The organism is Saccharothrix tamanrassetensis, assembly GCF_014203665.1.
GTDB classification, from domain to species: domain Bacteria; phylum Actinomycetota; class Actinomycetes; order Mycobacteriales; family Pseudonocardiaceae; genus Actinosynnema; species Actinosynnema tamanrassetense.
This window is the reverse complement of record NZ_JACHJN010000012.1, coordinates 261,177-271,987: the sequence shown is the minus strand read 5'-3', so window position 1 is coordinate 271,987 and position 10,811 is coordinate 261,177. Positions and strand designations below refer to the sequence as shown.

Below are 10,811 nucleotides of genomic sequence, written 5' to 3'. Positions count from 1 at the left end.
CCGCCCACAACTCATCCGGCACCAACCGCAACGCCAACCGATCGACCACAGCACAGATCATGACAGCAACACGATCACCACGTGAGACCAGCTCTTACTGCGGTCGTCCCTACACATAGGGAAGGCACGTTGCGCGGTGGCGGTCGGGCGACATGCCAGCGGTGGTGGGTTCGGCACGAAGCTGCGGAAGGTGATGAACGCCGGGTGTGACGAGATTTCGCCACACCCGGCGAAGCGGGGGTTCGGTCGGTAAGGCCGTGTACGGGTGTTACTCGATCACACGCACGTAGAATTGGTCGCCATCGATGATACGGTCGTACGAATACCAAGTACCGATCCAGATCCCCGACGCGCTGTTGTCGTCCGCTGGGATCGACTTGACGGAGAAGTTCCGTAGCGGGTTGTACGTGCGGGAGGCCCCTTCACGCGTGCTAGCGAAGGGGTACTCATCACACTGGTACCCGTCCTTCGGGTATTCGCCCGGCGGCATGTCACTGCTCTTACAGGTGCGCACTGCTTCGTCGCGGTTCTCCTTGCGCCATTCGTCATCGTGTTTCAGCCGGTGCAGGGGCGTTCCGCCGATGGCACCGGGGATGGACTTGCCGGCCACAGCAGGGATCGTCTGTTCCGGATGTTCCATGGCCTGCTTGTAGTGCAGACCGGATTGCTTCATGGCAACGAACTCCGGGGTGTTGATCGGGAAGTTCATCACCGGATTGACATCCGGGAAGACCGTTCCACTGCTGCCATTGACCGACATGTACCCGGCCGAGTCGAACCGGAGGCGTACTCCCGGCGAGTCGACCTGTCTGACGCTTCCGTCCTGCCGCTGCACCCGTACTCGCACCCAGGCCTTGCCGTAGCCGAGCTTCTCCGGGTTCACTGCAGGGTTGGGTTGGGGTTCGGCGCCGATTACGTCACCCCTAGCGTCTTTGTTGTTCATCCACTCGGCGATCGTGCGCTGCGCCGGCGGCGTGTCGCGGTCCGGTTCGCAATCGGTGGTTTCGGCCAGAGGGAGGCACCTTGCCTCGACGCTGACCTTGATCCCCTCATCGACGGGAAGGACGTGCTGGAACCGTGAAACGGAGATGGCGAACCGCCCCTGCCGGTAGTAGTCCGACCCAAGCCCGATCACTGTCACCGTAAAAGTGATGCGGCGCCCGAAGCACACATCTTCACCCCGCAAGCGCTGACAGACCATCTTGATATGGACAGTGTTGTCCGCAGCCCAGCAGGAAGAGTAGCGATTCTTTATCGAGAAGTCCTCGCGGACCACGTCCGCCGTTTTGGTGCACTCGTCGTATGTGAAGTGCTCATAGTGGAAGGCTGGCGGCGACCACCCGGCCGCGCCGACCGGCCGTACCCCATAGACCCCCTGGGCATACTGTCCGCTGCGGCCGTCATCCGCACGTACCGACGCCAGGTCTCGCAAGGCCGGCTGTACGGGTTCGGGCTGGTCCTGCGCCGACTCGGAGTAGTTGCCGACGATCTCTGCGAAATTCTCGGTGCCGTCGTTGTAGGCGGCGACCCAAGAACCATCCGACCGTCCCGTTCCCGAAAGGGCCTGGTCTGCCAACACGCGCGGCGCACCGTGGTCGGCGAGGTCCTCCCACTGTTCCGCCACGGTGCGCCCAACGGTCGGGTCGAACCCGAACCGACCGGAGAACAGGCGGCCATCCGCCGAGCCGGCTACGATGGTAAGCCGCCCATCCGGGCGAAGGATCACCGCAGGTTTCCCGGTCCCGACTGGGCCGGTGAGCGTCGACCAAGGCGCCCACGAACCGCCGGGAGAGGTCTGGCGCTTGGTGGCCACCTGCCCACCCTGTGTGCGCACCACGAGTTCCATGCTTCGGTCCGCGTGGGTGATCAGTTGCGAATGCCGGTGGAAACCGGGGTCGCTGAACTGCTGCCATGTCGAGAACGGACCGTCAGCGACGGCCTGTGATGCCTTCCAGACGGTTTTGGTCTTCCACGAGGTGGCGATGACTTCAAAGGCGTCGCCGACGCCCCGGCCCACCGTAACCGGGTTGGCCAAACCGCTGCCGCCCAGCGATTTCCAAGTTCCCCACGGGCCGTCTTTCGTTTGCTGGCGCAGCGTCCAAACCGCGCCGTCGGCGGCTGCGACAAACACCGAGATCGCGTCACTCCTACCGCGGATGATCGTTGCCGCGTCGGTCTGTACTCGAGGACCGCCCAGATTCGTCCAGTTTGCCCATGGTCCGTTACGTCCTTGCTGTGCGGTGGTCCACAGCGAGCCGTTGTTTCCCGTGGCGACGATACGCAGGGAACCGTCATGGGCTTCGACCGGCACGCTTGTGGAGAACAACACATTGTTATTGGGCGGCAACTGCTGCCGGAAGCCCTGGCCGTTCGGCGCGTCGAGCGCGATGTGCTCTCCACGGTCCCACCACAGGCCGAGGTAGTGCACGCGACCGTCCGAAGTGGCCAGTACCTGTGGTGGCTGGGATGGTGCCGGAGGAACCTTCGGGTCCGCCGACGAGTTGCCGGTCATGCCAGCCGTGAGCAGGAGGAGCACAGTGAGAGTACCGATGGACCGCCTTCGCCATCGGAGGCCGCAGAACGGCATCGAGGCTTTTCTGGCATGGGAAAACAAAACAACCCCCCTCGGGTTGTGGATCAAACCCCCATCAGCATCATTTCGTTGGCACACAAGCCTGTCTAGGCCTACTCGGATCAACCCCGATTGCACCCGCACCTACCGCGGCAGCAAGCTGGAGCCGACACAGTCGGCTCAACCGCTGCAATACACCGGCATGAGGACCACGACACACGCCGGTCCGGAGTAGTGCAGAATGGTGCCGTGGACAAATTAGTAGTGGACTCCTGGCGTGGAATCACGTCCTGGTTGGAGATCCACGCCCCCTTGACGTTCGCGGCGCTCGCGCCACCCGCCGGTGACGAAGACCTGCGTGCGGTGCGGGACGACGTCGGGCAGGACCTTCCGGACGACCTGGTCACGTGGTGGCGGCTGTGCAACGGCACAGGACTGCCCGACGGCAACGGGCTGCTGTTGCCCCCGTTCTTCGAACCCTGCTCCCTGCGCGACGTTCTGGTCCAGAGGTCGATCTGGGTCGGCTCCGGCGCGCCCACCGCCATCCGCAACGCCACAGTCGGTGAGGCCGGCAGCCCTGCGGGGGCGTTCCTCACCTCGTTCATCCCCATCGCTGCCGACGGCGGCGGCGATATGCTGTTCGTCGACCTCCGCTCCGGACCCCGACACGGGTGCGTCCAACACTGGAGCGGCGAGGACGGCACCTATAACGGTCCGTGGTGGACCGGTGTCGCCGACATGCTCGCCGATGTCGCCAACGCCCTGCACACCGGCTCCGAAGCCCGCCGTCGGTACGTGGATGCCGCGCGCGAGCGGCACATCCACACCTCCACGGACCAGGCAGTCGTCAGTGACGGGCGCCTGTTCTGGGAATCCGCGCCCGATGATCTCCCACGCTGCGACCGGTGAGGTGGCAACCTTGTCCCACAACGAGGACGGCTCAGTCTTCGCAACCAGCTCGCGTCCGGTGCGCGCGCGGTGGCATCTCGTTGCGGTTGTGGCTGGGCTCGTCGCACTCGGGCTGGTCGCAACGATCCTGTTGACCGGTCCGCCTGACGGCTCCGGCACTGCCGGAGGGCACCTCTGCTCGATATGGGGCACACAAGCGGAGGTCTCTCGTGACTTTTGCGATCGCGTGTCGGCCGACGCCGGTCGGCGCGGCAGGATCACCGAGGCTCAACGCGCCGACGCCGAAGCCGCGTTCACGCGGATCGAACACGTGCCCATGCTGCTCGGCAGCTGCTTCACCGAGCGAGGCATGCCCTGCGCACGCGAACACGAGCGACGGCCGCCTACTCAGGCCGATGTCGACCGCTTGAGCCAAGACACGGCCAGAGAAGGCTTCAGCCGCAGCAGCGCTCGCATCGCGGACGACGATGACCCTGCCCCGGAGGGAAGCCTGCTGTACGCGATCCAGGTCGACGACCAGACCTGCGTTATCGGCTACCTGCGGCAGGTGCCCTCGGGCCTGAGTGGACACGACGTCGTGGGAACTCTGCCCCACGGCGGCTGCCTCGACAGCTGAACCCAGATGACCGCAGCGCGTACGCCCCTGGGAACGCGTCAGGCCGGACTGCACCACCGGCGCGGCCGAACAGGAGTCGCGGCGGTGACCTCGCTGTCCACCCCGATTCGCATCACCGGTGGTGGGATCACGGTGGTTCTGCTGTTGTCGTGAACCGCCGCTTCCCGGCAGCGAAGGAAAGCCCCACCTGGAGAAGGCAGATCACGATCATGAACAGGATCGGGACCGACCAGGAGCCGGTCGCGTCCCGCAGCACACCCACCAGGAACGGGCCGCCGGCCGCGACGAGGTAGCCGCCGCTCTGGGCCAGTGCCGACAGCGCGGCGGTACCGGCGGTGGAGCGGGTCCGCAGGCTGAACAGCGCCAGAGTCAGCGGGAACACGCCGCCGCCCACGCCGATCAGCAGCGCCCACAGCCACGGCACCGTCGCGGGGCTGGCCAGGAGTCCGGTGAGGCCGACGAGCTGGCACGCGGTCAGGCCCGCGCCGAGGCAGCCCTGCGTCCGGAGCCGGGACGCGAGGACGGGGACCACGAAGTACACCGGCACACCGGCGAGGACGCTGACCGAGAGCAGCGCACCGGCCTCGCTGAACGAGAAGCCCGCATCGTGGTACACCGTGGGCAGCCAGGCCATCACGGCGAACGCGAGCAAGGACTGGGTCGCGAACAGCAGAGTGACCACCCACGCGACCGGACTGCGCATCAAGACCCGCACCGACATCGCGGCCTCGGCAGGGGCGGTGCGCCGACGTGCCAGGGGCAGCCAGGCGAGCAGGGCTGCGGCGGCGAGCACCGACCAGGCGGCGAGGCCACCCCGCCAGCCACCGGTGATCGTGCCGACGGGCACCGTCGCCACAGCGCCGACCGCCGCACCGAGGGACAGTACGGCGCTGTACGCGCCCGTGACCTCGCCGACGCGGTGCGGGAACTCCGCCTTGACGACCACCGGGACGAGAACGTTCGCGGTGGCGATGCCCGCGCAGGCGAGGAACGTCCCGACGAGCAGCGTGCCTTCGCCACCGGAGACGCGGACCAGCAGCCCGACCAGCAGGGCGGCGATCGCGATCCCCAACCCGGCCGGGGCACCGACACGTCGCACCACCCAGGGCGTCGCGGCGGCCACGACGCCGAAGCACAGCACGGGCAGCGTCGCGGCGGTCGACACGGTCACGGTGGACATCCCCAGGTCGTCGCGCACCTGGTCGAGCACGGCGCCCAGGCTCGTGACCGCCACCCGGAGGTTCGCCGCGATCAGCACGACGCCGGCCAGGACGGCCAAGCCCCGGGCCGGTGGGCGGCGCGGCAACCTCATCGCCCACCCTGTCGCCCGCCCACTGCTGCGGCTGTGCCAGGCGATGACGGCTTGCCGGCGGGTCGGCGCGTAGGCAGCTCATCGGCCGTTCCGGGCGGTGGCGGCTCGTCGACTGTTCCGGGCGATGGCGGCTCGCCGGCGGGTCGGTGCGGAGGCGCCGTCAAGCCACACCGACCGATCGCCCGGCGACCCCGGCTGCACCGCGAGCGGACACCAGGTGCCGCATGGCCTCCACCGCGGTGGCGAACAGCGGCTCCACGGCCGGTGCGGGCCCACCGTCGCGGACGGCGTCCCCGCTCCACATCATCACCACGCTGCCGGTCCGCACGTTCAGCACGGACCCGACGATGAACACCGCGGCCGTCTCCATCTCGGAGCAGACGGCCCCGCCCCTGCGCCAGATGTCGAGGCGCTCCACCAACGCCGAGGCGAGTGGCATCCGTTCGGGCTCCGTCTCGCCGTAGTACGAGTCCTTGGTGTGCGCGAGCCCGCACCGGTACGGCACTCCCCCGGCGTCCGCCGCCTCCTGGAGCGCCCGCACCACCTCGATCGTCGCCACGGCGGGGAACTCCACGGGCAGGTACTGCTTCGTCGTCCCCTCGTCCCTGATGGCCCCGGTGACGATGGCGAGCTCGCCGTTGCGGGTGTCGGGCTGCATCGAGCCGGACACCCCTACGCGGATCATCGTGTCGACGCCGAGGGCGGCCAGCTCCTCCACCGCCAGCGCCGTCGACGGTCCGCCGACGCCGGTCGACGTGACGACGACTGTTTCCCCGGCCAGCGACCCGCGCCAGGTCTCGAACTCGCGGTTGCGGGCCACGAACACCGGTTCGTCGAGGAGCGCGGCGATGTCGGCCACGTGGTCGGGGTTGCCGGGCAGCAGCGCGTAGCCGCCGACGTCCGACTCGTCCAGGTGGAGGTGGTGGGCGCGTCCGTTCGCGGTCATGCCGGTCTCCTCGGTTCGTCACGATCAACAGGGGAAGGTCAGAAATCACGCACGTCCGTCACTATTGACGGACACAGTAAGCGGCTATTACCTTCCCCACAACAACTTGACGAAGAGGAGACGGAGCGTGCTCCACACGCCACCGATCGAGTCCGCCCTGCTCGCGGCCATGAGTTCGCAGGCAGGCCCGATGGGAGCGCGCGCCGCGCTGGTCCACCTCCGGGAACAGGGTTTCGCGGTCAGCGAGTCGACGGTCAGCCGGCTGCTGCGGGAACTGGACGAGCGGGCGCTGACCCAGTCGGTCGGCAAGAAGGGCAGGGTGCTCACCGAGGAGGGGCGCCGGGCCGCCGCCAACCTGCTGCTGGACAGCCGGCGGGCGTCCAACTTCGCCGACGCCCTCAACCTGCGGGACGTCCACGACCTGGTGGACCACCTCGTGGGCCGGCGCGGGATCGAGCGGGAAGCCGCCCGGGCCGCCGCGCTGCGGGCCCGGCCCGAGGAACTGGCCCAGCTCCGGAAGATGGTCGAGACCACCGGCTCGGGGCGCTGGCAGGAACGGCTCGGCTTCCACCGGACGATCGGCCAGGCGTCGCACAACAGGCAGATCCAGGCCATCACCACCACGCTGTTCGACGAACGCCTCGACCCGCTGGAACACCTGCTGGTGCTGATCGGCATCAAGCAGGAAGCGCTGGTGCGGTGGGACGAGGAGCACCGCGGCATCGTGGCGGGCATCTCGGACCGGGATCCGGAGCGCGCCGAGCGCCTGATGGTCGTGCACCTCGACGGGATGATCCGGGAGACCGAGCAGTTCGCGAACAGCGGCAACGCCCACGTCATCCACGCGGTGCTGGCAGAGATCGAGTCCAAGTGAAAACTCCGTCCTGCGCACGCGAGTGACCAGGATGCACATCGTTCGGGAGCGCGAATGACCCAGATCCTTTTGCAGCAGCGCGGGATGAGCCGCCGCTCGTTCCTGCGGACCACCGGGCGGGGCGCGTCCGTCGCGGCCGCCGGGCTGTGGCTGGCGGGCTGCGGTGCCACCGGCGACGGGGCCGCCGGCGAGGGTCGGGTGTCGGTGAAGCTCGGCTGGATCCCGAACGTGGAGTACTCCGGCATCTTCGTCGGCGTCGCGGACGGGTTCTACGCCAAGCAGGGCTTGGAGGTCGAAGTCGTCCCGGGTGGACCCAACTCACCGGTCACCCCGCTGGTCACCACGAACCGGGTCAACGCCGGCATCGAGGCGATCCCGGAGAACGTCGCCACCGCCGTCGCCGGCGGCGCGAAGCTGAAGATCGTCGGTGCCGGGTTGCAGAAGAGCCCGGAGTGTTGGATCTCCCTGGCGGACAACCCGGTGCGGACGCCGAAGGACATCGAGGGCAGGAAGCTCGGCATCACGTTGGCGGGCAAGAACACCGCGCTGGTGTTCATGAAGAAGAACGGCGTCGACCCGGACAAGGTGACGCTCGTGCCCATCCAGTTCGACCCGGCACCGCTGGCGGCCCGCGAGGTCGACGCGATCTGGGGGTTCGCGTCCAACCAGCCCGTGGCGCTGGGCCTGCGCGGCATCCAGACCCACGTGATGCCGATGGCCGACTACGGCTTCAACCGGATGCAGAGCGTGTTCTTCGTGTCACAGGCCACTCTGGACGATCCGACCGCGCGGGAGAACGCGCGGAAGTTCCTGGCGGGCAGCAGGCAGGGCTGGGACGCCGCGCTGGCGAGCCACCAGCGCGCGGCCGAGGTGACGATCCAGAAGTACGGCAAGGACCTCGGCCTCAAGCTCGACGAACAGGTCAAGACGCTGTCCGCGATGGCCCCCTACGTCAGCGGCGCGGACGCCGCCTCGAAGGGACTGCTCTGGATGCCCGACACGTTGATCGAGGAGACCATCGCCAGCCTGGGCAGCATCGGCATCACCGCCGACAGGTCCTTGTTCACCAACGAACTGCTCGAAGGCTGACGCGGTGCCGGATCGGAGGAAAGCGATGCTCGAAGCCGCTGCACGGACCGGTGCCGAACCGGCAGGTGGCCCACCACCCGGCGACGGGATCGCCATCCACGGCCTGAGCAAGACCTTTCTCGGTGGCGGCTCGGCGATCGAAGCGCTGCGCGAGTTCTCCTACGAGTCCCGCCGCGGCGAGTTCGTGGGGCTGCTCGGCCCCTCGGGCTGCGGCAAGTCCACGGTGCTGCGCGTGCTGGCCGACCTGGAGACACCGACCGGCGGCACGGTCTCCGTCCACGGGCACACCCCGAGGCAGCTGCGCGAGCGCCACGGCATCGGGGTCGCCTTCCAGGACGCCGGCCTGCTGCCGTGGCGCACGGTGGAGGCGAACATCCGCCTCCCCCTCGAAGTCGCCGGCCGCCGCGACGACCCGGAGGTGGCCGACCTCATCCGGCTGGTCGGCCTCACCGGTTTCGAGAAAGCCCGCCCGTCGCAGCTGTCCGGCGGGATGCGGCAGCGGGTCTCGCTGGCGCGGTCCCTGGTCACCCGGCCGGAACTGCTGCTGCTCGACGAACCGTTCGGGGCGCTGGACGACCTGACCCGCCAGCGCCTCAACTTCGAACTCCAGCGGATCTGGTCCGAGCGCGGCACCACCACCGTGCTCGTCACGCACGGCATCGCCGAGGCGGTGCTGCTGTCCGACACGGTCATCCTGATGTCGCCGCGCCCCGGCACCGTGGTCGAGGTCGTCCCCATCGACCTGCCCAGGCCGCGGACCGCGGAGATCCTGCTGGACAGCGCGTTCCACGCGCTGTGCGACGAGTTGGCCCGGAAGCTGTTCGCCGGTGGCGAAGACGGGAGTCCCCGGTGAACGGCCCGCCGCCCCTCGGCCGACTGCGCCGCGCGGTCGCGCCCGGCCTGACCGTCCTGGCGCTGCTCCTGATCTGGCAGGCGGCCTCGTCGTTCGGCGACCTCGGGGCCGTGGTGCCGTCACCGCTGGACGTGCTGCGGCAGATGGGCAGCGACGCGCACTACTACCCGCAGAACGCAGCCGCCACGATGTCCTCGGCGGGGCAGGGGTACCTGTGGGGCAACGGCATCGCGATCGTGCTGGCGTTGGGCACGCTGCCCTTCCCACGGGTCCAGGCGCTGCTGGAGCGGCTCGCGGTCGGGGCCATCGCCCTGCCGCTCATCGCCATCGCCCCGCTGCTCGCGATCGCGTTCCCCGGTGACACGCCCAGCGTCATCCTGGCCGCGCAGGCGGTGGTCTTCACGACGCTCGTCGCGACCGTCCTCGGCCTCAACAGCGTGGACAAGACGTCGGTCGAGGTGATCCGCGCGTGCGGCGGTTCGGAGTGGACGGTCATCCGCAAGGTGCGGCTCCCGGCGGCGATCCCGAGCTGCGTGGCCGGCCTCCAGGTCGCCGCGCCGAGCGCCATCCTCGGGGCGATCATCGGTGAGTACATGGGCGGCACGCGGGGGCTCGGGGTCGCGATGGTCCAGGCGCAGGGCGCTTTCGACGTGCCCAGGGCGTGGGGGTTGGCGATCGTCACCTCGCTGCTCGCGGCCGTGGCCTTCCTCGTGCTGCCGGCGGCGACCAGGCTGGCCTTCCCGTGGACCCGTTCGACGGACACCGTCCTGGGCGCCCGCGCGGAACGGCGCAGGCCCCGGGGCGGCGGAGGTCTCGCCGGCCTGCGACGTGCCGTCCTGGCCGTGGTGTCCACCGTGGTCGGGGTCGTGCTGGGCTGGTGGCTGCTCGTCCTCGTCGTTCCCGGCGGCGATGCCGTCGCGCGGGGTCCGGTGCAGGTCCTGTCCTACTTCGCCGACGGCGACACGCAGCTGGTCACCTCCGACGGTGAGACCCAGGACGCCCTGTCGTACCTGCTGTCGTCCCTGGGACGAACCCTCGTGGACGCCGGCGTCGGGTTCGCCGCCGGCCTCGTCCTGGCCGTGCTGACGGCCGTGCTCGCGCACGAGTTCGCGGTCGTCGAGCGCATCCTGATGCCGATCTCGATCGCCCTCCGGTCGGTCCCGATCGTCGCGGCGATGCCCCTGCTGGCGCTCGTGTTCGGCCGCGGCGTGGTCGCCGTCACCGTCCTCATCGCGGTGATGACGTTCTTCCCCGTGCTCGTCAACCTCCTGCTCGCCATGAAGGCCGTGCCCCGCAGCGCCACGGACCTCTTCAGCGCGGTCGGGGCCGGCCGCCGGCAGCGGATCACCAAGCTGCTGATGCCGTACTCGCTGCAGGCCCTGCTGGCCTCCGTGAAGGTCGCGCTGCCGCTGTCGGTGGGCGCGGCCATGGTGGCCGAATGGCTCGCCACCGGGCACGGCCTGGGCGCGTCGATGACCGTCGCCGCCACGCTGTCCGACTACAACTTCGTGTGGGGCGGGGTCGCCGCCGTCCTGCTCGCCTCCCTTGCGGCGTACCACATCGCCAACGCGCTGGAGGACTCCGCGCTGCGCCGACTCGAATGACGGCGCCAGATCGAATGACGGCGCCGACCACACCCG

The 10,811-nt window shown here is 69.1% G+C and carries 9 protein-coding genes; 6 read left to right on the top strand and 3 right to left on the bottom strand.

The genetic code is table 11. From position 1 onward, the window contains the following. Positions 1 to 268 precede the first annotated feature (268 nt). Positions 269 to 2,536 (bottom strand): DUF8189 domain-containing protein, encoded by a 2,268-nt coding sequence (locus FHS29_RS31705; RefSeq protein ID WP_184697149.1) that lies wholly within the window; start codon positions 2,534 to 2,536, stop codon positions 269 to 271. Positions 2,537 to 2,884: 348 nt separating this feature from the next. On the opposite strand from FHS29_RS31705, the gene FHS29_RS31700 reads away from it, so the two are divergent. Together FHS29_RS31700 and FHS29_RS31695 are read left to right on the top strand one after the other, a co-directional pair. Then, positions 2,885 to 3,481: an SMI1/KNR4 family protein gene (locus tag FHS29_RS31700; protein WP_221456925.1), complete on the top strand. Its 597-nt coding sequence runs from the start codon at positions 2,885 to 2,887 to the stop codon at positions 3,479 to 3,481. 10 nt (positions 3,482 to 3,491) lie between these two features. After that, on the top strand, positions 3,492 to 4,097 hold the full coding sequence (locus FHS29_RS31695) for a hypothetical protein (protein WP_184697143.1): 606 nt from the start codon (positions 3,492 to 3,494) through the stop codon (positions 4,095 to 4,097). A 127-nt stretch (positions 4,098 to 4,224) separates the two neighbouring features. On the opposite strand, the gene FHS29_RS31690 is transcribed toward FHS29_RS31695, so the two are convergent. Both FHS29_RS31690 and FHS29_RS31685 read right to left on the bottom strand, forming a co-directional pair. Further along, on the bottom strand, positions 4,225 to 5,409 hold the full coding sequence (locus tag FHS29_RS31690) for an MFS transporter (protein ID WP_184697140.1): 1,185 nt from the start codon (positions 5,407 to 5,409) through the stop codon (positions 4,225 to 4,227). A gap of 160 nt (positions 5,410 to 5,569) precedes the next feature. Next, a complete protein-coding gene (locus FHS29_RS31685) occupies positions 5,570 to 6,355 on the bottom strand; it encodes a nucleoside phosphorylase (RefSeq protein ID WP_184697137.1) in 786 nt (261 codons plus the stop codon). Between the two features lie 127 nt (positions 6,356 to 6,482). On the opposite strand from FHS29_RS31685, the gene FHS29_RS31680 reads away from it, so the two are divergent. Genes FHS29_RS31680 through FHS29_RS31665 form a run of 4 tightly spaced genes read left to right on the top strand, consistent with a single transcriptional unit; the run spans position 6,483 to position 10,775 of the window. Then, a complete protein-coding gene (locus FHS29_RS31680) occupies positions 6,483 to 7,229 on the top strand; it encodes an FCD domain-containing protein (protein WP_184697134.1) in 747 nt (248 codons plus the stop codon). A gap of 54 nt (positions 7,230 to 7,283) precedes the next feature. Then, positions 7,284 to 8,318 carry an ABC transporter substrate-binding protein gene (locus tag FHS29_RS31675; RefSeq protein WP_184697131.1) on the top strand — a complete coding sequence of 345 codons (1,035 nt, stop codon included), beginning with the start codon at positions 7,284 to 7,286 and terminating at the stop codon, positions 8,316 to 8,318. A 25-nt stretch (positions 8,319 to 8,343) separates the two neighbouring features. Then, the gene (locus tag FHS29_RS31670) at positions 8,344 to 9,171 is read left to right on the top strand and encodes an ABC transporter ATP-binding protein (RefSeq protein WP_184697128.1); all 828 of its coding nucleotides are present in this window, start codon (positions 8,344 to 8,346) and stop codon (positions 9,169 to 9,171) included. After that, positions 9,168 to 10,775: an ABC transporter permease gene (locus FHS29_RS31665; RefSeq protein ID WP_184697124.1), complete on the top strand. Its 1,608-nt coding sequence runs from the start codon at positions 9,168 to 9,170 to the stop codon at positions 10,773 to 10,775. Before FHS29_RS31670 ends, FHS29_RS31665 begins: the two co-directional genes overlap by 4 nt. Positions 10,776 to 10,811 lie beyond the last annotated feature (36 nt).

Coding starts and splice junctions, on each gene's coding strand:
- FHS29_RS31670 (WP_184697128.1), top strand. CDS start 8,344: ATGCTCGAAGCCGCTGCACGGACCGGTGCCGAACCGGCAGGTGGCCCA.
- FHS29_RS31690 (WP_184697140.1), bottom strand. CDS start 5,409: ATGAGGTTGCCGCGCCGCCCACCGGCCCGGGGCTTGGCCGTCCTGGCC.
- FHS29_RS31685 (WP_184697137.1), bottom strand. CDS start 6,355: ATGACCGCGAACGGACGCGCCCACCACCTCCACCTGGACGAGTCGGAC.
- FHS29_RS31675 (WP_184697131.1), top strand. CDS start 7,284: ATGACCCAGATCCTTTTGCAGCAGCGCGGGATGAGCCGCCGCTCGTTC.